The 24,172-nt window shown below is 50.5% G+C and carries 27 protein-coding genes; 9 read left to right on the top strand and 18 right to left on the bottom strand.

Annotated elements, in window-relative coordinates; genetic code table 11:
- Positions 1–114: 114 nt before the first annotated feature.
- From CAG65_RS21610 to CAG65_RS21630, 5 genes are all read right to left on the bottom strand, one after another.
- Entirely contained in the window at positions 115–540 is a 426-nt protein-coding gene (locus tag CAG65_RS21610; RefSeq protein WP_161454943.1) for a type II toxin-antitoxin system HicB family antitoxin, read from the bottom strand.
- A gap of 26 nt (positions 541–566) precedes the next feature.
- The gene (locus tag CAG65_RS21615; protein WP_161454944.1) at positions 567–749 is read right to left on the bottom strand and encodes a type II toxin-antitoxin system HicA family toxin; all 183 of its coding nucleotides are present in this window, start codon (positions 747–749) and stop codon (positions 567–569) included.
- A 1,098-nt stretch (positions 750–1,847) separates the two neighbouring features.
- Positions 1,848–2,717 (bottom strand): hypothetical protein, encoded by an 870-nt coding sequence (locus CAG65_RS21620; protein ID WP_161454945.1) that lies wholly within the window; start codon positions 2,715–2,717, stop codon positions 1,848–1,850.
- A 20-nt stretch (positions 2,718–2,737) separates the two neighbouring features.
- Positions 2,738–2,989, bottom strand: coding sequence for a hypothetical protein (locus CAG65_RS21625; RefSeq protein ID WP_161454946.1), 252 nt, complete (start codon positions 2,987–2,989; stop codon positions 2,738–2,740).
- A 167-nt stretch (positions 2,990–3,156) separates the two neighbouring features.
- Positions 3,157–3,444, bottom strand: a complete 288-nt coding sequence (locus CAG65_RS21630) for a hypothetical protein (RefSeq protein WP_161454947.1) — start codon at positions 3,442–3,444, stop codon at positions 3,157–3,159.
- Between the two features lie 105 nt (positions 3,445–3,549).
- Between CAG65_RS21630 and CAG65_RS21635 the strand changes: the two genes are divergently transcribed.
- Positions 3,550–3,840, top strand: a complete 291-nt coding sequence (locus CAG65_RS21635) for a helix-turn-helix domain-containing protein (RefSeq protein ID WP_161448400.1) — start codon at positions 3,550–3,552, stop codon at positions 3,838–3,840.
- Positions 3,841–3,882: 42 nt separating this feature from the next.
- On the top strand, positions 3,883–4,851 hold the full coding sequence (locus CAG65_RS21640; protein ID WP_161448398.1) for a phage integrase: 969 nt from the start codon (positions 3,883–3,885) through the stop codon (positions 4,849–4,851).
- 122 nt (positions 4,852–4,973) lie between these two features.
- Here the strand turns inward: CAG65_RS21640 and bamC are convergent, their stop codons facing one another.
- Positions 4,974–5,999 (bottom strand): outer membrane protein assembly factor BamC, encoded by a 1,026-nt coding sequence (gene bamC, locus CAG65_RS21645; RefSeq protein WP_021704373.1) that lies wholly within the window; start codon positions 5,997–5,999, stop codon positions 4,974–4,976.
- 46 nt (positions 6,000–6,045) lie between these two features.
- A complete protein-coding gene (gene dapA / locus CAG65_RS21650) occupies positions 6,046–6,927 on the bottom strand; it encodes a 4-hydroxy-tetrahydrodipicolinate synthase (RefSeq protein WP_161448396.1) in 882 nt (293 codons plus the stop codon).
- Positions 6,928–7,268: 341 nt separating this feature from the next.
- Between dapA and CAG65_RS21655 the strand changes: the two genes are divergently transcribed.
- Both CAG65_RS21655 and bcp read left to right on the top strand, forming a co-directional pair.
- Positions 7,269–7,811: a glycine cleavage system protein R gene (locus CAG65_RS21655; RefSeq protein WP_161454948.1), complete on the top strand. Its 543-nt coding sequence runs from the start codon at positions 7,269–7,271 to the stop codon at positions 7,809–7,811.
- Between the two features lie 13 nt (positions 7,812–7,824).
- Positions 7,825–8,292: a thioredoxin-dependent thiol peroxidase gene (bcp, locus tag CAG65_RS21660; RefSeq protein ID WP_161448392.1), complete on the top strand. Its 468-nt coding sequence runs from the start codon at positions 7,825–7,827 to the stop codon at positions 8,290–8,292.
- Positions 8,293–8,348: 56 nt separating this feature from the next.
- Here bcp and CAG65_RS21665 read toward each other — a convergent pair whose 3' ends face one another.
- From CAG65_RS21665 to CAG65_RS21675, 3 genes are all read right to left on the bottom strand, one after another.
- The gene (locus CAG65_RS21665) at positions 8,349–10,217 is read right to left on the bottom strand and encodes a methyl-accepting chemotaxis protein (protein ID WP_161454949.1); all 1,869 of its coding nucleotides are present in this window, start codon (positions 10,215–10,217) and stop codon (positions 8,349–8,351) included.
- Between the two features lie 193 nt (positions 10,218–10,410).
- Positions 10,411–11,481: an AI-2E family transporter gene (locus CAG65_RS21670; RefSeq protein ID WP_021704378.1), complete on the bottom strand. Its 1,071-nt coding sequence runs from the start codon at positions 11,479–11,481 to the stop codon at positions 10,411–10,413.
- Between the two features lie 10 nt (positions 11,482–11,491).
- Positions 11,492–11,725 (bottom strand): sulfurtransferase TusA family protein, encoded by a 234-nt coding sequence (locus tag CAG65_RS21675; protein WP_021704379.1) that lies wholly within the window; start codon positions 11,723–11,725, stop codon positions 11,492–11,494.
- Between the two features lie 186 nt (positions 11,726–11,911).
- Between CAG65_RS21675 and CAG65_RS21680 the strand changes: the two genes are divergently transcribed.
- The 4 genes from CAG65_RS21680 to CAG65_RS21695 are packed head-to-tail and all read left to right on the top strand — an operon-like array spanning position 11,912 to position 14,752.
- A complete protein-coding gene (locus CAG65_RS21680; RefSeq protein WP_021704380.1) occupies positions 11,912–13,366 on the top strand; it encodes a beta-barrel assembly-enhancing protease in 1,455 nt (484 codons plus the stop codon).
- Between the two features lie 26 nt (positions 13,367–13,392).
- Positions 13,393–13,737 carry an arsenate reductase (glutaredoxin) gene (gene arsC / locus CAG65_RS21685; protein WP_161454950.1) on the top strand — a complete coding sequence of 115 codons (345 nt, stop codon included), beginning with the start codon at positions 13,393–13,395 and terminating at the stop codon, positions 13,735–13,737.
- Positions 13,734–14,312 carry an NAD(P)H:quinone oxidoreductase gene (wrbA, locus tag CAG65_RS21690; protein WP_161454951.1) on the top strand — a complete coding sequence of 193 codons (579 nt, stop codon included), beginning with the start codon at positions 13,734–13,736 and terminating at the stop codon, positions 14,310–14,312. The genes arsC and wrbA overlap by 4 nt, the downstream gene beginning before the upstream one ends.
- Positions 14,309–14,752 carry a DUF2069 domain-containing protein gene (locus CAG65_RS21695; protein WP_021704383.1) on the top strand — a complete coding sequence of 148 codons (444 nt, stop codon included), beginning with the start codon at positions 14,309–14,311 and terminating at the stop codon, positions 14,750–14,752. The genes wrbA and CAG65_RS21695 overlap by 4 nt, the downstream gene beginning before the upstream one ends.
- A 50-nt stretch (positions 14,753–14,802) precedes the next feature.
- Here the strand turns inward: CAG65_RS21695 and CAG65_RS21700 are convergent, their stop codons facing one another.
- On the bottom strand, positions 14,803–15,966 hold the full coding sequence (locus CAG65_RS21700; RefSeq protein WP_161454952.1) for a DUF2066 domain-containing protein: 1,164 nt from the start codon (positions 15,964–15,966) through the stop codon (positions 14,803–14,805).
- Between the two features lie 279 nt (positions 15,967–16,245).
- Here CAG65_RS21700 and CAG65_RS21705 point away from each other — a divergent pair, with 279 nt between their 5' ends.
- A complete protein-coding gene (locus CAG65_RS21705) occupies positions 16,246–17,505 on the top strand; it encodes a uracil-xanthine permease family protein (RefSeq protein WP_161454953.1) in 1,260 nt (419 codons plus the stop codon).
- A gap of 44 nt (positions 17,506–17,549) precedes the next feature.
- Here the strand turns inward: CAG65_RS21705 and ybaK are convergent, their stop codons facing one another.
- The 7 genes from ybaK to prfA form a co-directional block, all read right to left on the bottom strand.
- The gene (gene ybaK, locus CAG65_RS21710; protein WP_021704386.1) at positions 17,550–18,026 is read right to left on the bottom strand and encodes a Cys-tRNA(Pro) deacylase; all 477 of its coding nucleotides are present in this window, start codon (positions 18,024–18,026) and stop codon (positions 17,550–17,552) included.
- A 128-nt stretch (positions 18,027–18,154) separates the two neighbouring features.
- Positions 18,155–19,816, bottom strand: a complete 1,662-nt coding sequence (ushA, locus tag CAG65_RS21715) for a bifunctional UDP-sugar hydrolase/5'-nucleotidase UshA (RefSeq protein WP_161454954.1) — start codon at positions 19,814–19,816, stop codon at positions 18,155–18,157.
- A 296-nt stretch (positions 19,817–20,112) separates the two neighbouring features.
- Positions 20,113–20,964, bottom strand: coding sequence for a 3-deoxy-8-phosphooctulonate synthase (gene kdsA / locus CAG65_RS21720; RefSeq protein ID WP_021707467.1), 852 nt, complete (start codon positions 20,962–20,964; stop codon positions 20,113–20,115).
- A 22-nt stretch (positions 20,965–20,986) separates the two neighbouring features.
- Complete coding sequence (locus CAG65_RS21725) at positions 20,987–21,796, bottom strand: SirB1 family protein (protein WP_021707468.1); 810 nt, start codon at positions 21,794–21,796, stop codon at positions 20,987–20,989.
- A gap of 13 nt (positions 21,797–21,809) precedes the next feature.
- Positions 21,810–22,193, bottom strand: coding sequence for a SirB2 family protein (locus CAG65_RS21730; RefSeq protein ID WP_161454955.1), 384 nt, complete (start codon positions 22,191–22,193; stop codon positions 21,810–21,812).
- A 13-nt stretch (positions 22,194–22,206) separates the two neighbouring features.
- A complete protein-coding gene (gene prmC, locus CAG65_RS21735) occupies positions 22,207–23,064 on the bottom strand; it encodes a peptide chain release factor N(5)-glutamine methyltransferase (protein ID WP_161454956.1) in 858 nt (285 codons plus the stop codon).
- Positions 23,065–23,067: 3 nt separating this feature from the next.
- Positions 23,068–24,156 carry a peptide chain release factor 1 gene (prfA, locus tag CAG65_RS21740; RefSeq protein WP_021707471.1) on the bottom strand — a complete coding sequence of 363 codons (1,089 nt, stop codon included), beginning with the start codon at positions 24,154–24,156 and terminating at the stop codon, positions 23,068–23,070.
- Positions 24,157–24,172: the final 16 nt, after the last annotated feature.

Consider the following 24,172-nt stretch of genomic DNA (forward strand, 5'->3'; position numbering starts at 1 on the left):
CACGTATTCCGTGTTCGCTTTCAGTATAGGTAGGCTTTGCCCAAATGCACAAATTGTATTTGGAACTAATACACTTTAGTTGGTACAACAAGCCAGTTATAGCGTTACCGACATTCAACGCATTTCATGCTTGGCCGCGATGGCTAGAAAATGGCTACGATCTTTATACTCTGGTGATGATTTCACATACTCATCGATTCGAGCAATTAAAGTATCAGGCATACTCACGTTGATACGTTTGGGCTTACCTTCTATATCGGATAAATCGATATCTAACATTAGCCACACATCACAATACGCATAGGGCTTTTGCTCTCGATAGTACATCACGCCTTTATCCTGGACGTTTAACACTGGGTAACCATTTTCAACCATGACTTCTACCATGGTTAAGATCGCTTCTTTCGCCATTGCAGGCACTTCGCGTTCAGAGTCTGCAGCGCTAAAGCATCCATAGCCATCTTGACATAGAGCAGGGACAACCAAGCCTATTGCCTGCTCTTTTTCTTTAGGTAATTCAATGCCAATTGAAAATAACATAATGCTTCCTCCGAGATTGCCGCGGGCTAGATGCCCGCGGCTTTCTTTATAGACTTAACCGTACCTACTGGTAGTGAACCTTTAGGGTGTGGTACAGGAAACGTCATTCCAGTTATCGGTGAATACCAAATCTGGTGACTTCCTTTACCTTGCCGTTTCAGCTCACAGCCAGCTTTACGCAAGTCCTTGATTAGGTCAGTTGATTTCATGCATCCCTCCTAATCAAGATAGCATTATACACACCAATACACACAAAACAAACAAAACGAGTACTACCAAAACCAGAAAAAGAAAAAAATTTTCGGCGAAAAAACAACTCATCCCCCCCCACCTCCGAGCTTTCGTGACCTCTTTGCGCGAAAAATGAAAAGATCGAAAACTTCAGCGCCAGAGCTGGCCGCACAAGGGCTTTGGCGATGCATTTGAGTCGGATCACGTTTCAAAATTGCCATCGTTTGAAATCGTTACAGAGCGTTAAAACTCACACTGCCATGTAAGTTATTGAATCACTAAGGAGAAAATTTTTTCAGTCTCCGGATGCGAAAAATATTCTTATTTTTCTCACCCTTCCAAACAACAACGTATGGTCATAAGAATCAGAGGGTTAGATGCAGTTTCGAAGAGTATGTCATTTTTCACAAACCCTACCTTCGTTTCGGTCGGCAATAAAAACATGCTCACAAGACGCCTGGACGAGTTTACGTGCAGAGACACTCAGATTTGTCTTTCCTCCTGCCAGAATCCAGGGGGTGTCGGGGGCTCGCCCCTGACGGCCGTCTTGGTTTCGTGTAAGCCTGGGTGTATAGCGCCATGCTACAGAACTTAAACGCCCTAAGGCGCCAGCTCGCTTGCGAGCAAGTCGCGCCGTTGCCTTTCTTACCATCCGGCTTGTGGGGATAAGTATCACTGGTCATGCAACGGGTGGAGAGCAAAAGGAACTTATCCCCACAATGCAAGGAGTGGCCTACTCCAAAGAACAAATTATTTAATGATAGGAACTTAACGAGAGATATTGCATTTAACCATCACCAAAGTTGTATTTATCCTTCAAAACCCATTTGCATTACTTGTTAGTTAACATAGCAACGACCGAATCCGATGTGCATAACGATCCAAGTGGTCAAAAAAGGATCGGCGGAATGGATCAAAAAGTGGATCAAAAACATAGACTTGCACAACAATCACCGCTACTATATCTAGGTCAAAATTTAAGGTCAATACACTGATTTGATTAATAAAAAAGCGTAGCCTCTAATACGCTCTGTTATTAGTGCCACGCTCTTTTTTGTCAGGAGTGAATAGGTTGATCAACCTGGCGGTGCTTTTTCCCATCCAGACGCTTTCAGACGCCTCAGAACAAGGAAATTGAGTTCAGCGGTCGACATCCCCGCAATCTCCGATTTGGAATACTCTTTGTGGATTTGACGCGTGATTAATGCAACCGCCTCATCTCGCGTCCTGCAGCGCTTTAGTACGATTGAGGAACGGAAGCCAAGCTTTAAAGATAAGCGTTCTGTGTGCTTCTTAAATGCATAGCCATATACACGATCGCGTACTTCCAGCAACAGCTCTTTTACGGACAGGCCCGTTTTCTCTACTTCCCTGAAATGCTTTTCATAGATTCGGTTGACGGCTTCTTCACTGCATCGACGTTCAAAAAACTTGTTGGTAACACGAAGAACCCGCGGAAGATAGACGCCGGTATTTTTCAATATCTGGCCATTATCATCGACCAGGTTAGGCTTTTGAATCAATCCCGCTCTAGGATCATTAGGAGAGGCTTTATCGCCAGGGAAAGCCTCTTCTAATTCACCCAGTTCTATCAGGTCATGCAGGTGTCTGCTCACGGTGGAAGTATCAACGCCAATTTTATCGGCATACTGCGCAATCGTACCGGCAGTACAAAACGTGAATGTGCGTAAATCCAGATTACTGGCAATACACAAAATGAGATTTGTCATGTTTTTGCGCTTAACTTTGGTCGGATAGCTCTTACCTATTCCAAGCCAGGCACGCGCATATCCGGCCCAACCCGCGAACGCACCACCAAGAGACTGAACGACATTGCAGAAGTCCCACAGCTCCTTAGGCATGTTGCGCGTGACAGACTTCCCCTCGGACTGGATAACCATTCCATAGTTAAAGTCTTGGATCAGTTCGAACTTTCGTTGCGCCATTCAATAAAGCTCGACGTGGGCTAATCAGACAGAGAGCTGCTGGCGTGTTGCCGACGCTGATTCAATTGAGCTTGTATGTTCTTAGCCAATTGGCCAGTCACAACCCCCATAGGCAGCCCTTGATGATCTTCTAGCACCACGGAGCCGGATGCCAATAACTTGATGGCACTACCACTAATCACTAGATCACCATAATGAAAATGAAACTCGCCGCGTTTTTCAGTGATAGAAAAGGCTCTAGTGCCAACACATTCCGAAATAACACTAGTCATGAGTCCCCACCTGCACGTAACAAATCTCTTGAACCCAGTGACGAGCTTCAACTTCATCAGGTTCATCAAGACCAACACTACCCTTCATATGGCTGGTCATATCATTATCTTTGGTATGGTCTGTTGTGGCCGGGGGCACGTAGAGACCGAACCACTTAATAATGCCGTTATGCATAGCGAGCAACCTCTTCTTTTGCGAGATCGTAAAAGCTCTTCGGCACCTGGATATCCCACCCCGCAGCCTCAAGAGAGCTCACGATAAGCTGAGCCTGGTTGACATATACTTTGCTGGATTTACCGACCTGCAGGGTTGGAATTGCTCCCCGTAAATGCTGACTTTTCACCGCCGACAACGACTGACTCGTGCGCCGAGCGTACTCCTCAAGAGAGATTGGAAGCATGTCAGGTTGAATTACGATCACAGGACGATCGTCCATTTTCTCTTTTTTTGTCATTTCCTGTATCCTCTGAAAGTTTTACCCGGTGCAGTCGGGTGAATCTTCACGCAGTACCGAACTATTGGTACGGATAATACCACCACATAAATACGGGATCAACTTATGAGTTTTGGTAAAAGACTAAAAGCCGTAATAAAAGAGGAGAGGTATTCCCAAAGAGAATTCGCTGAAATCCTAGGAATACCACTAAGATCTCTTGAAAATTACTTATCCGACAAACAGAGACCTCGATTGGATGGTGTGCTGGAAATGCTACAAAGGCCAGAGCTGGAAAAATACACACTTTGGTTAATGACCGGTAAAACCAACCCTGAAGCTGGACAAGTATGCCCGGCGTTCTCAACTCAAGAGCAATGCGGCTTAGTGCAAGAGGACTCACAGAAACAAGCTTAATAATTTATGCAACTGCTTATTACCGTTGGGGAGGGCATTTTTATGTCTGTTAAATCCATTCCAAACGGTTATGAGGTTGATTGTCGACCACAGGGTCGACATGGCAAGCGATATAGAAAACGATTTAAAACCAAATCAGAGGCCATGCAGTACGAACGTTGGCTAATGACGACAAAAAACAATAAGGACTGGGTTGAGCGCCCCAAAGATCACAGACCACTAAGTCTGTTAATTGAGCTTTGGTTTCAACACAAGGGGCACTTACTCAAGGATGGCAAGACGGCACGCAGGAAACTCATGAATATCTGCTCATCTCTGGGCGATCCTGCGGCGCACAAGTTGAACAAGCGGCTTTTTGTTGAGTATCGCTCAGGACGAACCAACTCCGGAACCAAGCCCGCGACCGTTAACCAGGAGCAAATGCTATTGAGCGGTGTATTTACTGCCCTCATCGATATAGATGAGTTCTGGAATGAACACCCGCTTAAAGGATTGGCCAAAATCAAGCTATCGGATAACGAAATGGCCTTTTTGTCTACAGAGGAAATAAGGCAACTGCTGAACACTTTATCCGGAGATATGCTCAATATTGTCAGATTGTGCCTGGCCACTGGCGCGCGCTGGGGAGAGGCAGCAAACCTAAAAGGCTCACAACTAGCAATCGATCGCGTAACGTTCATCAATACGAAAACCGGAAAAAACCGCACGGTACCGGTAGACGCAAAGCTGATCCGCGAGATAAGGACTGGCAAAAATGGGTATTTATTTGGGGAATGTTACAGTGAGTTTCGGGAAATTTTGCTTAGTCAGGGATTTGCACTTCCCAAAGGGCAAGCAACCCATGTACTGCGCCACACGTTCGCCAGCCATTTCATGATGAATGGAGGAAATATCTTGACGCTACAAAAAATACTTGGCCATGCAACCATCATGCAAACCATGGTGTATGCACACCTGGCGCCAGACTATTTGAATGAAGCAATCAAGTTAAATCCGTTGACCACATTGTGACCCAACTAGTGCCGCCACACTCATCCTGTGGCGGCACTAGTTGCCAGTTAAGTAATTGTTTTTACTATAACCTACTGTTTTTATTGAGCTCGAAAAGTCACCGTATGGTCCCTTTTCTGCGATTATTTTCCGTGTTTTTGTGCGGTCGCGGCCAACACTGGCGCCATGTCTTTGAGCAACTGCTCCTCGACTGGTTTCCCGGCGGCATTGGTAATATTGATGGAGGTACGGTTACCCAAGTCCCCCAGCAGGAAGGTATAGGTACCCGCTGGTAAATCGACTGGTTTCACACCCACATCATTCCAGAATGCGTCATCTGGCGAAGCGTATTTCGCTTTGATGGTGCCCTGTGACTGGTTGCGCTCTTCCACCGTAAAGCCCATCGCTGGCAGAATCTTTGGCAAACGCTGCCACAGTACATCGTAAGAAGTCCGCGCAATGATCACCGGGAAACCACTGCGGTCGGTTCCCATGGTAATTGGAATGTGTTTCACCAACTCTTGCGCTTTACGCGCCGCTTCTTCGCGCATGTCCATGTCATAGCGAGCGGTCACTAGGTTGGTCATCAGCGCGTTGTAACGTTCTTTATTGGTGGCTGTCACAGGCTTGGACTGACCGTTTTCTCGCCAGTCAATCAGCGAAATCTTGAAGCCATAGCGACTGTTGAGCTGAGAACGGGTAATTTCATAGCGACTACCGATTTCACCGTCTTCATCTTCTGAAGTCCAAGTCACCCACTCGGTTTCAATGCGGTTGTCGGTCTGAGAACGGATCGGAATGTTGCGCTCTTTGAGCATATTCAGTGCCGTATTCCACACTTTGTCCGCTTCATCCTGACGCAGCAGCCATAAGGTCACTTCTCCGTCACGCAGTTCAGTACGTGCACCGGGGATCAACTCCAGCACTTGCTGAGGCGGACGAATATCCACATCTTTACCAATCCCACCATGGAAATTGCCCTGAGGAATCTTATAGTTCTCGTAAAACTGAGGCTGAGAGGCGGCCAACGGGGTCCAGTTTTCCAGCTTTGGCGTATTAACGTACTCAAAGTCATCTTTCGCCTGACGACGTTGTGACGCGTCACCGGAACATGCACTTAAAACAAAAACAGCTAGCGAACTGACGACTAGCTGATGAGAAAATTTCATTGAAACTCCTAAAAACAGCCGAAGCTATCGCTCCGGCACTCCATTTCTATTCGTAGATACCTGCTTCAACCAGGGCTTTTTGCACCACCGGACGAGCTTGCTCGGACAATTCTGTGAGTGGCAGACGCAGCCCACCGTGAGCGATCAGGCCCATCTGATGCGCGGCCCACTTAACCGGAATTGGGCTGGATTCGACAAACAGGTTCTTGTGCAGCGTCATCAAACGTTGGTTGATCACTTCCGCTTCTTCAAACTTGCCTTCTTTCGCTAAACGCATCATGGCCGCCATGTCCGCCGCCGCGATGTTGTTGGTCACAGAGATCACGCCCTGACCACCCATTTTGCAAAATTCCAGGCCAGTCGAGTCGTCACCACTTAATAAGATAAAGTCTTCGCCACAAAGTTCACGATGAATTGCAATTCTGCTCAAATCGCCGGTCGCGTCTTTCAGTGCCACGATGCTCTCAATTTCCGCCAGGCGAGCTACCGTCTCCGGATGCAGGTCTACCGCCGTACGGCCCGGAACATTGTAAAGAATTTGAGGCACGTCGCTTTCTTCAGCGATCGCTTTGTAGTGTTGGTACAAACCTTCCTGAGTCGGCTTGTTGTAGTACGGAGTGACACTCAGACAACCAGCAATGCCGGAGTTGTTCAGCAAACGGCTAAACGTGACGGATTCATGAGTGGCGTTGGCGCCCGTTCCGGCGATCACCTGAATGCGGCCTTCCGCAAACTCTACCGTTTTCAGGACCACCTTGACATGCTCTTCTACGGTCAGCGTTGAAGATTCACCGGTTGTACCTACTGCGACTATGCCGTCAGTGCCCGCGGCCACGTGGAACTCAACCAGTTTTTTCAGGCTGACAAAATCGACTTCGCCATCCTGGTCAAACGGGGTTATTAACGCCACTATACTTCCTGAAAACATGTCTTTCTCCCTACATTGATTCTTTCTGCATGGTACTGTAAGGCGATTGATAAAGACAAGGGATTAAACACGCTTAAATCGCCTAAATGAATGAATATTTATCAGATGCGATACTCATATCACTAATGATCCTGAGTCTGGCGCACCACTACGCCCACAGGCGTAAAAGCTAACGGACCTTATACTCCTTTCCACGCTCCCATTGTCAGGCAGTTGTCATATGCGAATGGCGTCTGATTTAGCTGACATAACACACATCAATTTCCCCCGGCGGCGTTTCTCCTGCGCTTAACTGTGCTAAGCTAGCTGAACAAATAAGATACATTGAAGTAAGTGATAGTATGACTCAGCATTTAGTCATTACCGCGGTAGGGAGTGACCGCCCGGGAATATGTAACCAGGTTGTCCAGCTGGTGACCAAATCCGGTTGTAATATTGTCGACAGCCGCATCGCGCTGTTTGGCGATGAATTTACCCTGATCATGCTGCTTTCAGGGAACAACAACGCCGTCACTCGCGTCGAAACGACTCTGCCGTTGCTTGGTCAGGAGCATGATCTCATCACCATGATGAAACGTACCTCTACCCATGACCATCAAGATAATGCCTACACCCTTGAGGTGTTTGTCGAGTCAGATGATCGCGTCGGACTGACCGAACAGTTCACTCAGTTTTTCGCCGATCGCAACATCGGGTTAGGCTCACTGAGCGCACAGACCATCAACAAGTCGAAAGTCCATCTGGATCACGACCAGTTCCACATCGCGATCACCGCCACGGTCGACTCAGACTGCAATCTGATGCAGCTTCAGGAAGAATTCGATGCTTTGTGCGCGACGCTGAATGTGCAAGGCTCACTCAATTTCATTAAAAACAGCCAATAAAAAAGGAATCACAATGAACACATTGACTGCAGGCACCCCGGCACCCGCATTCTCTTTGCCGGATCAAGACGGCAATCTGGTGTCCCTGTCAGATTTTAAAGGCAAGAAAGTTCTGTTTTATTTTTACCCGAAAGCCATGACACCAGGCTGCACCGTTCAGGCTCAAGGCCTGCGTGATGTCAAAGCCGAGCTGGATAAACACAATCTGGTGGTACTGGGAGTCAGTATTGATGCGGTGAAACGTCTGGGTAAATTCATTGAACGCGACAACCTCAACTTCACTCTGCTGTCGGATGAGGACCATGCGGTCGCAGAGCAGTTTGGCGTATGGGGTGAAAAGAAGTTTATGGGCAAAGTCTATGATGGCCTGCATCGCATCAGCTTCCTGATCAATGAAGACGGTGTGATTGAACACGTGTTCAATAAGTTCAAAACCAAAGATCACCACGAAGTGGTGCTGAACTACCTTAACGAGCAATAATCTCCAACATAAAAAAACGCCAGTCTTATTGACTGGCGTTTTTGTTTCCCCTAAGCCTAAACAATAAATTTGTTCAGAATTTCATCCTGCTCGCGCACATTTTCTGTCTGGACCTGCATCGCAATGTTGGCCTGCTGGGCCGCATCCGACACTTGAGTCGACAGGTCTTTGATTTTCACCGTGTTGTTATTGATCTCTTCCGCCACCAAGCTCTGCTCTTCTGCGGCCGAGGCAATCTGCATGTTCATGTCGCTGATGTGGCGAATTGCATCACGGATTTTCTCCAGTGCCAGGTTGGCTGACTGAGCGTTATTCACTGCATCTACTGCGGTGTTCTTACTCTCACTCATGGCCGCCGATACCGCGCTGGCGCCTGCCTGAAGCTGCTCGATCATGTTACGAATTTCCGTCGTCGACTCCTGAGTACGCTGGGCCAGAGTCCGAACCTCATCCGCCACCACAGCAAAACCTCGGCCGGACTCTCCGGCACGTGCAGCCTCAATTGCAGCATTCAGTGCCAGCAGATTGGTCTGATCGGCAATGTCGTTGATCACTTTCAAAATGGTTTCGATATTGGCCGTGGCCGATTCCAGCCCCAGCACTTCTTCTACCGCCTGATCGATACGGGCCGAGAGAGTATCAATGGATGTGGTTGTGTGGCTGACCACTTCAGAGCCTTCCACCGTCGCATCGTCTGCGTCTTTGGCGGCTTCTGCTGCACCCTGGGCATTGTTGGCCACTTCAGTAGCAGTGACGGACATTTCGTTCATCGCCGTTGCCAACTGCTCCAGTTCATGCAACTGGCTTTGCATCGCCTGCGCCGATTCCTGCGAGCCCATCGCTGTCATTTCAGTGCCGTGACGGATTTCTCCACTGATGGCTTTCGACTGCTGAATTTGCTTTTGCAGATTCTCGGTGAAGGCATTGAACCCTTCCGCCAGCTCGGCAAACTCTTTATCGGTATTGGTGTTGAGACGCTTGGTGAGATCGCCCTGACCTGACGCGATATCCTGAATGGCCTGATTGAGCACACCCAGCGGTTTCATCAGAATACGGATCAGGAACGTCAGAATCGCTACGCTCAGTGCCAAACCGATCAGTGTGTAAATGATTGAGCTGTTACGCAGCTTAGTTTCTGCCGCCAGCGCCACCGATTCATCGACCACCGCCCCAACATACCAGTTTTCACTTGGCACATGGGTAAAGTTAATCAGGTACTCTTGCCCGTCCATTTCCACTTCCTGCGTTCCCGCTTGAATCGAAACCGGTAGGTAAGTGTCCATTTTCTTGCCGTTGTTTTTCACGTCAGGGTGCGCAATAGTGGTGCCGTCGGCGGTCACAATGAACAGATAGCCGGCGTTAAACAGGTTGGTGTTGTTGACCAGATCCGCCAGCCCTGTGAGCTCCAAATCATAGAACATACCAGCAGTAAACTGACCGTTGTCCCGCACCGGCGTACCGATGGAAATAATGACATTCCCCGACGAGGCGTCAACATAAGGTTGGGTAACAATCAGTTTGTTTTCCGCTTTCGCGGCTTTAAACCAAGGGCGCACACGCGGATCATAATCCGGCCCAGCGTCCCAACCGTCATCATTTTCAATCACAAAACCATTGCTCTGGTAACCAAAACCGACCGCCAGAAAGCTTGATTTCAATTTCGGTTTCTCAAGAATATTTTTCACATATTCATGATTTTTCGGGTCCAGCTCAATCACTTCCGTCATGGATTGAGCGAGCGCTTTTTTACTTTCCATTTCCGAAGCAATGGTGTTTTTCACCCCAGTAACCATTTCATTGAGGCTGTTATTCACCAGCCCTTCTACTTCGGTGCGAACAGTTCTTAATTGCTGAATTGACAGCAATGACACAGTAACAAACAGCAATGCAGACGAAGCAATAACTATCTTCTGACTAAATCTCATATTTACCTCGTGATCCTTAATGACGGTAACATCTTGTTTTTATTGTTATGGTTTTGTTATCGACGAAGCGCAAGATTTCTTGAGCATTTTCTCACCAAAACGTGCATTTTTTCTGAGATCAGACCACTTTCTGGCGAAAAAAAGCCCTGAATGAGAAACTCATCAGGGCTGATATTATTGAGCTTTATAAAATTTAAGCCGATTCTGCCGGCTCTTCGTCTATGCTGGGCAGCGCATTCCATACCGCCTTCACCAACGTGGCCAGCGGAATAGCAAAAAATACGCCCCAGAAGCCCCACAAACCGCCAAAGACCAACACAGACACTATGATGGCCACCGGATGCAAATTGACCGCTTCAGAGAACAGCACCGGAACCAGCACGTTACCGTCGAGCGCCTGAATGATGCCGTAGGCAATCAGCAGGTAGTAAAACGGCGGTGTTAACCCCCACTGGAACAGAGCAACAATGGCCACTGGCACGGTTACCGCCGCCGCACCTATGTACGGAATTAACACCGAGAAGCCAACGGCTACCGCCAACAGCACCGAGTAACGCAAATCTAAAATCGCAAAGGTCACGTAGCTGACACCGCCGACAATCAGGATCTCCAACACTTTGCCGCGGATGTAATTGGAAATCTGCTCGTTCATCTCGTACCAGACCTTATTGGCCAGTTTGCGGTTACGCGGTAGCACACTGCGCGCCATGTCCATCATCTGCTGTTTGTCTTTCAGCAAAAAGAACACCAACAGCGGCACTAAAATCAGGTAAACCGCCAGCGTCGCCAGACTGACCAGCGATGCAACCGAGCCTTTGACCACACTCTCTCCGACCGACAACATCTGGTTTTTAGCGTTGGTAACGATCGACTCAACAATTTTGAGGTTAGCCAGCTCAGGGTAGCGCTCCGGAATCGTGTTGATGAACACCTGCAGGTCGGTGTACATCTTAGGAATGTCATTCACCAGGTTGCCGACCTGTTGCCAAATGGTCGGTACCAGCCCAAACACCGCCAACAGCATCAGCCCCGTAAACGACAGAATCACCAGAATGACCGATACCGTACGCGGCAGCCCGACCCGGGACAGTTGATTGACCGGCCATTCAAGCAGATAAGCCAGCACGATCGCCACCAGCAACGGTGCAATCAGGTTGCCGAAAAAATAGATAATGATGAAACCAATCAGAAGAATGGCAACCAGGCTGACAGCATGTGGATCCGAGAAGCGTCGTTTATACCAACGCAGCACCATTTCAAACATTTAACTTCCTTTAAGTAGGCTGACCTAAACAGGTCACTTGCATGGAAAAATCGCCATCAATTTCACTTGTGCAAACGTGAAACCCTTTGCAACTCAAAAACTTTTCGATATCGTTTTTCGAACTGAGATCAGAGATATAGAGTATCATGGTCTGATTGCACTGCAGTGTCACGGCGTGACGTTTGGCCAACAACAGAGTCATTGGGCAACGCTGCGCACGCAAATCGACAATCTTGGGTTTCATTCTTCAGTCCGATGCTTATCATAGGCTCAATATTGTATCGGTATTTTAGTGCTGTGCCACTGTTTAAACAGACGCAGCTTGCCACGGGCAACATCTGCTTACAATCGCAGCCCCTAACTATTACTGAAACAAATCGCGCTTGGCAGTGTCAATAGAGAATATGTATATGGAGTACTTCTGACTACTATGTTTAAACGCACTCGTTCACTCGTTTGTCTCTGTGTCTCGGCCGCCCTGTGTGCGCCGTCGGTGTCGGTGGCGAGCAATGTTGACCTGCCAGACATCGGCACGGCCGCAGGTGCCACCCTGTCGATTGATCAGGAACAAATTTACGGCGATGCCTACATGCGGATGCTGCGCGCCAGCCGGCCTGTCATTAATGACCCGGTATTGAGCGAGTACATCGACTCACTCGGCCACCGACTGGTCGCGAACGCGAATGACGTCAAGACCCCGTTTACGTTCTTTATGATTCGTGATCGTAACATCAACGCGTTTGCGTTCTTTGGCGGTTACGTGGCCTTGCACTCGGGCTTGTTTCTGCACGCTCAGAGCGAAAGTGAGCTGGCTTCCGTACTGGCGCACGAGATCGCCCACGTGACTCAGCGCCATCTGGCGAGAAGCATGGAAGATCAAGCGAGAAAGTCTCCCGCCACCATCGCGGCACTGGTTGGCTCGCTGCTGCTGGCGATCGCTGCGCCAGAAGCGGGTATTGCTGCCCTGACAGCCACACAGGCTGGCTCAATGCAAAGCCAGATTAATTACACCCGCAGCAACGAAAAAGAGGCGGACCGCTTTGGTATTGCTACCCTGTCCAAAGCCGGATTTGATGTCGAAGCCATGCCTCGATTTTTTGGTCGCCTGGCCGACGAATACCGCTACGCCAGTAAACCACCTCCGATGCTGCTGACCCACCCGCTGCCCGAAGATCGTATTACCGACAGCCGTGAGCGAGCGCGTCACTATCCTCAGCACAGAGTGAATCCGTCGCTGGACTACAATCTGGCGCGCGCCCGTGTGGTGGCACGTTACGCCAACATTGAGGCCAAGGCGGCACTCGATTGGTTTGACCGCACCGAGAAAAAATCACCACCAGCGCTCAAAGCGGCATTTCAGTATGGCCGTGCGTTAGTGTATCTGGACACCAAGCAACTGGATAAAGCAGAGCCGCTACTGTTAGCGCTGGATAAACAGGATCCCAACAATAACTTCTACCTGGATGCGATGTCGGATCTGTATGTGGAGAAAAAGCAGCCGGAAAAAGCTCAGGCAATGCTGGAAAAAGCCCTGAAAAGCAAACCGGCCAATCCGGTTCTGACGATCAACTATGCCAATGTGCTGATGAAACAGGACAAAAATGCAGAAGCCGTCCGGGTTCTGCAACGCTATACCCACGAACATCCCAATGATGTCAACGGTTGGCATCTGTTGTCCGAGGCCAACATTCATCTGGGGAACAGTGACGAAGATCTGGCCGCCCGGGCTGAAATTCTTGCGCTGAAAGCAAATTGGAATAAAGCCATTCAGTATTATACTCAGGCCAGCCAACTTGCTGAGCTTGGCAGCCTGAAACAAGCCCGCTACGATGCACGCATCGATCAGTTAATGACTCAGCGGGATCGATTCCAAGCACTCCAATAATAAAACCCTGAACCAGGAGAGTTCTTATGTCAGTCGTGATTTATCACAACCCTCGTTGCTCAAAAAGCCGTCAGACACTGGCGCTACTGGAAGAAAAAGGCATCGAGCCAACCGTCGTGAAATACCTGGAAGAGCCACTGTCTGTGGCGCTGCTCAAAGATCTGTACTCACAGTTAGGTCTGACCGACGTCCGTCAGATGATGCGCACCAAAGAGGACGTTTACAAACAACTGAATCTGGCCGAAGCATCGGACGACGCGTTGTTTGAGGCCATGGTCGCTAACCCGAAACTGATCGAGCGCCCGATTGTGGTTGCCAACGGTAAAGCCAAACATGGCCGCCCACCAGAGCAGGTACTGAACATTCTATGACCTGTAACCTAATGGTGCTCTACTACAGTCGCCATGGCAGTACCCGGGCACTGGCACGCCAAATCGCCCGAGGAATAGAATCCATATCAGGTTGCGAAGCCGTACTGCGCACGGTTGCTGAACTGTCGCCCAGCGAGTATCCCAGCAGTGATCCGCTCATCACGGCTCAGGAGCTCAGTCAGTGTGACGGCCTGGCCATGGGCAGCCCAGTGTGGTTTGGCAATATGGCTGCGCCTTTGAAACATTTCTGGGATCAGACCACCTCGGCCTGGATAAACGGCGATCTGATCGACAAACCAGCCTGTGTGTTTTCCTCGTCGTCCACACTGCACGGTGGCCAGGAAACCACGTTGCAGTCGATGATGCTGCCGTTATTGCATCATGGCATGTTGGTTCTCGGTATTCCTTATTCTGAGCCCGCACTGCACACCACACGTTCCGGCGGCACGCCCTATGGTGCAACGTCAGTGGCCAATCACGGCGACGCCTCGCTTAGCACGGAGGAGTCTGAGCTGGCCCAGCAACTGGGACGCAGGCTGGCACGCACCGCGCTCAAAATGAAGGAACCGATATGAGTGATATGACACCCCAAACCAAGCTGTTCCGCTGGTTGGCGCTGGGCGGGAACCTAGCGCTGCTTGGCTGGGTCGCGGCGTGGCAACTCTCGTTGTCACCCCACCCGCATATCAGCAACCTGACTCTGGCGATTGCTTGGTGTATCCCGTTACTGCTGCCTTTGCCTGGCATCCTGGCCGGCAAACCTTACACCCACGCCTGGGCCAATTTTGTGCTGATGTTGTATTTCCTGCACGGACTGACCTTGGTGTATGTCGATGGCGGTGAACGTTGGCTGGCGCTGGTGGAACTGCTGCTGACTTCGGTTGCCTTTGCCGGCAACATTCTGTACGCCCGTTGTCGCGGCAAAGAGCTCGGGCTCAAACTGACCCGGCTGTCGGTGGTCGAAAAACAAGAGAAAGCGCGCTTCGAGCAAGAGAGCGACTCAGACACTAAATAATAAAAGCCCGCTTAGTTCAGCGGGCTTTGTTTACTGATCGCATTTGCTGGTCAAGCTTGCCATTCAAACACCAGTATCGGCGCTTGCGGTGGTAAAGACTGCGCCTGTTTTTTCGTACTATTAACCGCAACCGGCACACGGCTTGGCTCTGGCGTTATTGATGTTACCGGGCCTGGCTCATCCGCCGCCACTGGTTGCTCGGCTAACGTGTCCACCAGCGGAGTCACCGGTTGGCTTTCCAGTTGCGTTACCATACCAAGATTCAAGACTTCCCGTTGAAATACGTCCGAAGAAGACAGCAGGTGAACGTTAAACGTGACTTGATGGTTCTGAATTTTCACGATGTCCAGCGACGCCACTGACGGCAGACGCTTGAGTTTGTTCTCCAGGTGGAAAAAGTCCAGCGCACCATCAATAGCGATGAACTGGGCTTTGACGGCTTCAGAAGAGTTCGCCGCAACCACTACCGCATTTTTCTTTGCGTAATAATTGCTGATCTGATCGATCATCGCTTTGGCAGCGTCCGCGCCGCTGTCCGAGCCTGTCACCGGAGCACGGGTGCTATCCGTGAGGCCAGCCGGCGCCTGATCATACAATGACCAGTGTAAATGGTTCCCATCAGCACGTACAATCAACACAGCATCAGCCGGATAACGTTGGCTGGCCACGCTGACTGGCTGCATGAATCCACCCCATAAGTCAGAAACAGCGACATTGGTGATGTCATCGATATCCCCGACGGGTACGGTCAACGGCAACCCACGCAGTCTGGCACTGGATTTCATCGCCTGCAACAGCGGAGAAGCGGCGTTTTCCCAGCGAATGCTCCGCTGACTACCATTGTCTTCAACCAGCCACACCAGCACATTGGCACGTTCGGCCGGCCAATAAGGCAATTGTGCCTGCGTCAGCAACGCCCGGATACCCGGTTCACTGAAGCCCATTTTTAATGTTGATTGACCGCTCTGCTGACTTTGACTGATTTGAGTCAGGTATTGACTCGTCTGAGCGAGTGCTTTTTTGATCACCGGGTTGCTGACCGCCGCCGGCTCCCCCGACGCCCGGATTATCACATCTTTCATCCCTTGCGTGTGGGCAGCATCGTCGCCCTGTTCCTGAGTCAGTATCACCTCAGACTGATAGAGGTTGACATGAGTCATGGCATAAACTGGCAATGCGAACAGTCCCATCACCAATAAAACAAACTTGCGCATAGTGTTACCACTCTGGATTTATTGAGAAACAAGATAATAAGCAACTCTCTCTTTGCTAGCAACAAAGGGGCGCCCCAAAACGGTTAGAATTTAAACTCTACTGAGTTCACGCTTAATAGCGTCGCATTGCATTGACGACTCTCGCGGTGTCCACCATCGCTCATAACTCTGGTTTTTCTGAGTAACAATCCCATCAATATTTGATCTAATTGGCATTGCAAACGATTGCCAAAGTGATAGAATCCCGCGAATTTTGTTTTACAGTCAGGGAAAACTCATATGAAAAATGCGATTCAGGGCGCGCAGATGCTGTTTGTCGCCTTCGGAGCCTTGGTACTGGTCCCGCTTCTTACCGGTCTCGACCCAAGTGTTGCGCTGTTCGGCGCTGGTGTCGGCACTCTCCTCTTCCAATTCATTACTCGTCGCACTGTTCCCATTTTCCTTGCCTCTTCTTTCGCGTTTATTGCTCCCATCATGTTCGGTGTTCAAAACTGGGGGGTTCCGGCCACAATGGGCGGCCTGATGGCAGCCGGTGTGGTGTATGTCATTTTAGGTGCGGTCATCAAAGTGCGCGGAGTCGGCTTTATCCATAAGCTGCTGCCACCTGTGGTCGTGGGTCCGGTTATTATGGTGATCGGCCTGGGTTTGGCCCCCGCCGCGGTGAACATGGCGCTGGGTAAAACGGGCGATGGCGCAGTTCAACTGATAGACGCCAACGCCGCACTCTGGATTTCCGGCATCTCTTTGCTGGTGACGGTTGGCATCAGTGTATTCGCGAAAGGTTTCTTAAAGCTACTGCCCATTTGTGGAGGTATTCTGGCCGGTTACGCCACCAGTCTGTACTTTGGTGTGGTTGACTTTAATCCGGTCCAGCAAAGCGCCTGGCTATCCCTGCCAAACTTTACCTTCCCGGAATTCAACATCAATGCGATTCTGTTTATGATCCCGGTAGCGATTGCCCCCGCCGTGGAACACGTGGGTGATATGCTGGCGATCTCAAACGTTACCGGCAAAGACTACCTCAAAAAGCCAGGCTTACACCGCACCATCACTGGTGACGGCGTTGCCACCATGGCCGCCTCTCTACTTGGTGCACCACCAAACACCACCTACAGCGAGGTGACGGGCGCAGTGATGCTGACGAAAGCCTTCAATCCAGTCATCATGACCTGGGCAGCCATTACCGCCATTGTCCTGGCATTGGTCGGCAAACTGGGCGCGGTACTACAAACCATCCCTGTGCCTGTCATGGGCGGAATCATGATCCTCCTGTTTGGCTCGATTGCGACCGTCGGTCTTAATACTCTGATCAAAAATCAGGTAGACCTGCATAAATCCCGTAATCTGGTGATTGTCGCTGTGACTCTGGTCTTTGGCATCGGCGGCATGGCTTTCGGTATTGGTGACTTTAGCCTGCAAGGCGTCAGCCTGTGTGGCATCGTGGCGATTGTACTCAACCTGGTCCTGCCGAATGATCTGGGGGAGAACCACGTTGTAGACAATGCGCAAATGGAAGAAGACGAAGTCAAATCTGCCTGATTCAGATAAAAAGCGGCCTTTACGGCCGCTTTTTTGTCTGACAACTACTCTTGGCACAAACAGGCAAATTCTGCCCGCGTCAGCTTAGCGAGATCCTGAGGTGCCAGTTCGATTTCCAGCCCTCGCTTGCCGGCACTGACACAGATTGTCTCTTGCTCAAGCGCACTGTCATGAATGAACGTCGGTAAGGCTTTTTTCTGACCAAGTGGGCTGATCCCGCCGACCACATAACCTGTCGTCTTCTGCGCGATTTCCGGGTCAGCCATCTCAGCTTTCTTCCCTTTCGCGGCTTTCGCCGCCAGTTTAAGGTTAAGCATCTGGTCGACCGGTATCACTGCCACCGCCAAATTCTTCGCCTCGCCGTTGAGCGCAAACAACAAGGTCTTAAATACTTGCCTGGGATCCTGACCAAGGACTTCGGCAGCCTCCAGACCGTAGCTCTGGGCGCGAGGATCGTGTTCATACTGATGGATGGTGTGGGCCACTTTCTTTTTCTTGGCCAGATTGATCGCTGGGGTCATTTTCTATCCTTACCCATCAGGATAACCAGCTGTCAGGCAACTAACTATAGTGATGAGTATTAAATCAAACAAAAGCGGCGCATAGTGCGCCGCTTTAGGTTAATCATTTCAGGACCTTGCCGTCAATCTTACTTGTAAACAATCTGCCCGGACGAGGCAAACTTGTTGACGTCAATCGGGCTGTGAGACTGGAGGAACTCTTTGAGTACTTCAGCATCAACAAAACCGGTATTGACGTACCCTGGATGGGTATTGATCTTCGGATAACCATCGCCGCCCGCCGCGTTGTAACTTGGCACCGTAAAGCGGTAAGTCTTATCCATGCGCAGCTGTTTTCCGCCGATAAACACATGCGACACCTGACCGTTTTCAACCGTCATAGAGATACCAGCAAACTGAGCATAAGCACCCGAATCGACCGGTTTGGTGGCAACCACATTAAGGTAGTCCATCACTTCTTTACCGGTCATGTCGGTGTACGTGACGATGTTGCCAAACGGCTGTACTTTCAGTACATCTTTGTAAGTCACATCTCCAGCTTCAATGGAATCACGCACGCCGCCTGAGTTCATGACCGCAAAATCCGCTTTCGCACGCTCCATATGAGAAGCCGCAATCAAACGCCCAAGATTCGTTTGCTCGAAACGCACCACATTGCGATCGCCTTCCAGCTTGCCATTGGTTTCAGCAATCTTCACATTCAATTGAGCCTGACCTTTTTCCTGATAAGGGCGCAGGAAATCAAGCATGGTGGCGTCCTGAGCGATTTCATCCTGAATAAACACCCGTTGTTTCTCACCGTTGAGTTCCACTTTCTTCTTCAGGTTAACCGGGATCAGGTTATAGCTGACCATGTTCAGTTCACCGTTGCGGAACTCATAATCAGCACGGCCAACGTATTTGCCCCACTCATGCGCCTGTACGATGTAGGTGCCGTTCTGAACGTCCGGCTTACACTCATCACCCGGTTGGAAGTGCTTGTTGACCACGTTCGGTCCTTCCATACACACCGGCTCTTGTGAGTGACCGCCAACAATCATATCCAGATCGCCATGGCCAAGGAAACGCGCTAAAGCGACATCACCCGGCGCGTTCACTCCCCGCTTACCGTCTTCGTAGTGCCCCATGTGCGTCACGGCAAAAATCAGATCCGGTTTTTCGTTCTCTTTGAGCTCAGCGATCAATGCTTTGGCTTCTACTTTCGGATCGCGAAATTCAATGCCATTGATGAATTCTGGGTTGCCGATCTTCGCAGTGTCTTCTGTTGTCAGGCCGATCACCGCAATTCGAATCCCCTGCTTCTCGAACATCTGATACGGTTGGAACAAGCGTTTGCCTGTTTTTTTATCGTAAATATTCGCCGACAACATCGGGAAATTCGCCCACTCTTCCTGCTTGAAGAGCACTTCAAGCGGGTTATCAAACTCATGGTTGCCGAGCGCCATGGCGTCATAGCCGATCTTGCTCATGCCTTTGAAATCCGGCTCCGCATCCTGCAAATCCGACTCAGGCACTCCGGTGTTGATGTCGCCACCGGACAACAGCAGTACACTGCCGCCTTCGGCTTCGATTTCGCTTCTCAGGTCATCAATCAGCGTTTTACGTGCGGCCATGCCGTACTCGCCGTATTTGTTCTGCCAGAAGCGGCCATGATGGTCGTTGGTGTGTAACACCGTCAGTTTGTAAGTGGTGTCGCTTTGCCACTCGTGGGCGGGTTGCGACGCACAGCCTGCAAGGGCTGCCAGAATTGCTGCGCTTAGCGTTGTTTTTAGAATTAGGCCTTGCTTCATTGTTGTCATACCTTTGAACTTGTTTGGAATCCACTGCCGTCTTGTCTGACACTACGATGGTCACTCTCTGAAACCCAGACAAAACTTGATTCAGTCTAAAGTAACCTTTTCATGCTGACAGCCTGATTTCATATTTATGTCGTATGGATCATGTTAATTACCACCGCCAACTGCAATCGGTTGTCTGGATTACACAAACGATTTTGGTGGATCACAGGCAATCGTTCACCTAAAACCTGGGGAGATCAGGCATAAAAAAACCGACGTCGTCGTCGGCTTTTTATTCAGCAGAACATTTAGTTGATGTCGATCTGCTCAAAGCTCTTGATCAGATCATCCAGCGCTTTCATCTGCGCCAGGAATGGTTCAAGCTTATCCAGTGGTAATGCTGATGGGCCGTCACATTTTGCCTGATCCGGATTTGGGTGCGCTTCGATAAACAGACCAGCAATGCCCGTTGCCAGACCCGCTTTTGCCAGTTCCACCGTCTGCTCACGACGACCGCCTGATGCCGCGCCACTTGGGTCGCGCATCTGCAGTGAGTGCGTCACGTCAAAGATGATGGGGCTACCTTGTGAGGCGTTTTTCATCACACCGAAACCCAGCATATCCACGACCAGATTGTCGTAACCATGACATGAACCGCGTTCACACAGGATGATTTGCTCGTTACCACACTCCGCAAATTTCTCGACAATGTTGCCCACCTGCCCCGGACTCATGAACTGAGGTTTCTTAACGTTGATCACCGCACCGGTTTTCGCCATCGCTTCCACCAGATCGGTCTGGCGCGCCAAAAAGGCTGGCAACTGAATCACGTCAACCACGTCAGCCACAGGCTGAGCTTGTGCTTCGGTATGAACGTCCGTGATGATCTTAACGCCGAAGGTATCTTTCAGTTCCTGGAAGATTTTCATGCCTTCTTCCAGACCTGGACCACGGTAAGAGTTCACTGAACTGCGGTTGGCTTTGTCAAACGACGCTTTAAACACGTACGGGATACCCAGTTTGTCGGTCACCTTCACGTAGTGCTCACAGATCTGCATTGCCAGATCCCGTGATTCCAGCACGTTCATTCCGGCAAACAGAGTAAACGGCTTATCGTTAGCAACAGGAATATCACCAACGTGAACAACTTTTTGTTCCATTTTTATCTCTCTTTAGTCTGGGTTAATGCACGGTGATGGCGTTTTCACGCATGGCATTCACCTGATTCTTTAATAGTTCAGCCGCAGGGTCGTCCGGGCATTGATCGATAAAATACTGATAGTCCATCAACGCAATCTGGTGGCAATCTAACTGCTGATAAATAAAGCCACGGTCGCGGATTTCATACGGATCATCGGGCACAAACGTCAGCGCCAGATCGGTACATCTCAAGGCCAGAGTATAGCGTTCCTCACGTAACAGCGCACTTTTCAGCACTGCCAGCCAGCGCCCAATCACAGTCGGGTTATCAACCGTTTTAAGATGCTCGCTTTTGAGCTTTTTCAGCGGACCGCTGTGGCCAATCAACCAGGACTCCAGAGTATGCCGAGAAACATACTCCCCATCAAATGGGTTGAGGTAACGCTCTGGCTCACCGTACCAGCAAACCTTGATTAAAAACTGAGTCGGAAACGTCACCGCTTCGACCGGGAAACCGAGTTTACGTCCAAAATACAGCAGCAGTGCGCCCAGACTGACCGGGATACCTTTACGTCGTTCCAGAACCTTGTCGATAAACGCGTTACTGGAATCAAAATAAGCATCCTGATCGCCGCGAAATCCCCAGTCGAAGTAGAACAGGCGCAGAAATGCGTCAAAACGCACTTGCTCATCGGCCTCGTTCACCAAGGCCAGTTCGGCGTCTTTCAGCAGCCGTTCCAGCTCTCGCTCTGCCCAACTGACCTTCGTTTGCGGATTCACAGCCTGATTGAGGATCAAAGCCCCTTCTGCCAGTTCGATCGCATCAAAGTCTTCATCAAATAACTCAAGCATTCATCGATTCCGCTTAGCCTAAAAGCATCGGCACTTTGGTTACGGCCACTTTACCGGCCATCAACAACCAACCCAGGGCACCAAAGAAGGAGAAAGTACGCAGCAGCTTGTTGCGGCCCAGTTTCAACGCAAAAAAGCCCAGCGCGATGTACGCCAGTACACAGGTCAGCTTTTCGGTCATCCAGGGCGCTGCAGGTGTAAACGGAATAAATCCGGTAATAAACACCAGACCAATCCCGGACAACAACAGAAACGTATCGTTGATGTGGGGAAAGACTTTAAGAAACTTCTTTTCTAGAATGGGAGAATTCGCCATCATCAGCGCATAACGCACAGACAGTAGGGTGGCGCTGAGCACGATCGTCAGCAGGTGAAAATGTTTTAATCCTTCGTACATAATCTTCTCTCTGTTACTGCGGCAAGAATTGTCCGAATGTTACCCGGTCGTTGCCGCCATAGTCCTGTTCGGTATTGACTTGGTGATAGCCCAATGTGCTCAGTATCTCACGCACCGCCTTGCCCTGGTCATAGCCATGCTCAAACGCCAGCCATCCCTGAGGTTCGAGATAAGCTCTGGCGTGCGTGGCAATGTGACGAATATCCGCCAGCCCTTGCTCTTGCGCGACCAGCGCAGACTTAGGCTCAAAACGAACGTCCCCTTCAGACAAGTGCGGATCGCTTTCTTCAATGTATGGTGGGTTAGAGACAATCAAAGCAAACTTTGTACCCGCTTCCAGCGGTTCAAACCAACTGCCAGCCAAAAAGGTGGCGTTGCCAATACCTAACTGACGGGCATTGTCCGTCGCCAACGCCTGAGCTTCCGGGCGCAGATCAATACCAATGACGCGGCGGGTTGGCAACTCTGACGCCAGAGCCAACGCAATCGCGCCGGTCCCCGTTCCCAGGTCCAGAATGTCGCCGCCGTCTGACGCGGTTATCGCCAACGCCACTTCGACCAAACGCTCAGTGTCTGGTCGCGGGATCAATGTCGAAGACGATACTTGCAGCGGCAATGACCAGAACTCACGTACGCCGACGATATACGCCACCGGCTCACCTTGTCGGCGGCGAGTCAACAAAGCCTCAAACGCCTGCAACTCCGATTCGCTGAGCGCTTTTTCCGGCCAGGTCAGTAAAAAAGACCGCGGTTTGTCAAGCGCGTGACACAGCAGCACCGCCGCATCCAGTGAAGGAGAGTCACTGCCACTCTCCTTCAGTTGTTGCGTTGCCGTCTTGAGTGTGTTTTCAACGCTGTTTGGGTCAGACATCGGTTAGTTGGACTCGGCCAGTGCCGCCAACTGATCGGCTTGGTGTTCCTGAATTACCGGGTCAATCAAACTGACCATATCCCCTTCCATCACTTCACTTAAGCGGTAGATGGTCAGGTTGATACGGTGATCCGAAACGCGCCCTTGCGGGTAGTTGTAAGTACGGATCCGGTCACTGCGGTCGCCCGAGCCAAGCAGGTTACGACGGGTATCAGACACTTCCGCCGCCCGTTTGGCCTCTTCCGCCTGGATGATACGGGCCGCCAACACCGCCATCGCTTTGGCTTTGTTTTTGTGTTGCGAACGCTCATCCTGACACTCGACCACGGTTCCGGTCGGCAAGTGGGTGATTCGAATGGCAGAGTCGGTGGTGTTGACGTGCTGACCACCCGCGCCCGACGCACGGAAGGTATCAATCTTCAGATCGCTGGCTTTGATTTCCGGGATTTCGGCTTCGGGGATCTCCGGCATGACGGCCACCGTACACGCCGACGTGTGTACACGGCCCTGAGACTCCGTGGCCGGTACACGTTGTACGCGGTGACCACCCGATTCGAACTTGAGGATACCGTAAGCGCCATCACCTGCCACTTTGGCGATCATCTCTTTGTAGCCACCGTGCTCGGACTCGCTGGCCGACATCACTTCGATACGCCAGCCTTTTTTCTCTGCAAACTTGCTGTACATGCGGAACAGGTCACCGGCAAAAATACCGGCTTCGTCGCCGCCCGCACCAGCACGGATCTCCAGAAAACAGTTGCGGTCGTCGTTCGGGTCTTTCGGCAACAGCAGAATTTGCAGCTCATCGCTCAAGCGTTCGATTTCCGCTTTGGCCTGTTTGATCTCGTCTTGCGCCATCTCGCGCATTTCAGCGTCATCTTCCTGCGCCATCTCTTCGGCGGCGGCCAGGTCTTCCTGTGCTTGCTGGTAAGCCTGGAAGCACTTGGTGACTTCCTCAAGCTGAGAGTACTCTTTGGACAAGGCACGGAATTTGTCCTGATCACCGATCACATCCGGATCGCCAAGCAGGTGTTGTACCTCTTCATAGCGCTCAACCAGGGTTTCAAGCTTTACTAAAATAGACGCTTTCATAAATGTATTTTCTTAA

This window comes from Vibrio sp. V39_P1S14PM300 (assembly GCF_009904765.1).
GTDB classification, from domain to species: Bacteria; Pseudomonadota; Gammaproteobacteria; order Enterobacterales; family Vibrionaceae; genus Vibrio; species Vibrio proteolyticus.

Excerpts from the sequence above, each read along its gene's own strand:
- CAG65_RS21610 (WP_161454943.1), bottom strand. The coding sequence starts at position 540 with ATGTTATTTTCAATTGGCATTGAATTACCTAAAGAAAAAGAGCAGGCA.
- CAG65_RS21615 (WP_161454944.1), bottom strand. The coding sequence starts at position 749 with ATGAAATCAACTGACCTAATCAAGGACTTGCGTAAAGCTGGCTGTGAG.
- CAG65_RS21620 (WP_161454945.1), bottom strand. The coding sequence starts at position 2,717 with ATGGCGCAACGAAAGTTCGAACTGATCCAAGACTTTAACTATGGAATG.
- CAG65_RS21625 (WP_161454946.1), bottom strand. The coding sequence starts at position 2,989 with ATGACTAGTGTTATTTCGGAATGTGTTGGCACTAGAGCCTTTTCTATC.
- CAG65_RS21630 (WP_161454947.1), bottom strand. The coding sequence starts at position 3,444 with ATGACAAAAAAAGAGAAAATGGACGATCGTCCTGTGATCGTAATTCAA.
- CAG65_RS21635 (WP_161448400.1), top strand. The coding sequence starts at position 3,550 with ATGAGTTTTGGTAAAAGACTAAAAGCCGTAATAAAAGAGGAGAGGTAT.
- CAG65_RS21640 (WP_161448398.1), top strand. The coding sequence starts at position 3,883 with ATGTCTGTTAAATCCATTCCAAACGGTTATGAGGTTGATTGTCGACCA.
- bamC (WP_021704373.1), bottom strand. The coding sequence starts at position 5,999 with ATGAAATTTTCTCATCAGCTAGTCGTCAGTTCGCTAGCTGTTTTTGTT.
- dapA (WP_161448396.1), bottom strand. The coding sequence starts at position 6,927 with ATGTTTTCAGGAAGTATAGTGGCGTTAATAACCCCGTTTGACCAGGAT.
- CAG65_RS21655 (WP_161454948.1), top strand. The coding sequence starts at position 7,269 with ATGACTCAGCATTTAGTCATTACCGCGGTAGGGAGTGACCGCCCGGGA.
- bcp (WP_161448392.1), top strand. The coding sequence starts at position 7,825 with ATGAACACATTGACTGCAGGCACCCCGGCACCCGCATTCTCTTTGCCG.
- CAG65_RS21665 (WP_161454949.1), bottom strand. The coding sequence starts at position 10,217 with ATGAGATTTAGTCAGAAGATAGTTATTGCTTCGTCTGCATTGCTGTTT.
- CAG65_RS21670 (WP_021704378.1), bottom strand. The coding sequence starts at position 11,481 with ATGTTTGAAATGGTGCTGCGTTGGTATAAACGACGCTTCTCGGATCCA.
- CAG65_RS21675 (WP_021704379.1), bottom strand. The coding sequence starts at position 11,725 with ATGAAACCCAAGATTGTCGATTTGCGTGCGCAGCGTTGCCCAATGACT.
- CAG65_RS21680 (WP_021704380.1), top strand. The coding sequence starts at position 11,912 with ATGTTTAAACGCACTCGTTCACTCGTTTGTCTCTGTGTCTCGGCCGCC.
- arsC (WP_161454950.1), top strand. The coding sequence starts at position 13,393 with ATGTCAGTCGTGATTTATCACAACCCTCGTTGCTCAAAAAGCCGTCAG.
- wrbA (WP_161454951.1), top strand. The coding sequence starts at position 13,734 with ATGACCTGTAACCTAATGGTGCTCTACTACAGTCGCCATGGCAGTACC.
- CAG65_RS21695 (WP_021704383.1), top strand. The coding sequence starts at position 14,309 with ATGAGTGATATGACACCCCAAACCAAGCTGTTCCGCTGGTTGGCGCTG.
- CAG65_RS21700 (WP_161454952.1), bottom strand. The coding sequence starts at position 15,966 with ATGCGCAAGTTTGTTTTATTGGTGATGGGACTGTTCGCATTGCCAGTT.
- CAG65_RS21705 (WP_161454953.1), top strand. The coding sequence starts at position 16,246 with ATGAAAAATGCGATTCAGGGCGCGCAGATGCTGTTTGTCGCCTTCGGA.
- ybaK (WP_021704386.1), bottom strand. The coding sequence starts at position 18,026 with ATGACCCCAGCGATCAATCTGGCCAAGAAAAAGAAAGTGGCCCACACC.
- ushA (WP_161454954.1), bottom strand. The coding sequence starts at position 19,816 with ATGAAGCAAGGCCTAATTCTAAAAACAACGCTAAGCGCAGCAATTCTG.
- kdsA (WP_021707467.1), bottom strand. The coding sequence starts at position 20,964 with ATGGAACAAAAAGTTGTTCACGTTGGTGATATTCCTGTTGCTAACGAT.
- CAG65_RS21725 (WP_021707468.1), bottom strand. The coding sequence starts at position 21,796 with ATGCTTGAGTTATTTGATGAAGACTTTGATGCGATCGAACTGGCAGAA.
- CAG65_RS21730 (WP_161454955.1), bottom strand. The coding sequence starts at position 22,193 with ATGTACGAAGGATTAAAACATTTTCACCTGCTGACGATCGTGCTCAGC.
- prmC (WP_161454956.1), bottom strand. The coding sequence starts at position 23,064 with ATGTCTGACCCAAACAGCGTTGAAAACACACTCAAGACGGCAACGCAA.
- prfA (WP_021707471.1), bottom strand. The coding sequence starts at position 24,156 with ATGAAAGCGTCTATTTTAGTAAAGCTTGAAACCCTGGTTGAGCGCTAT.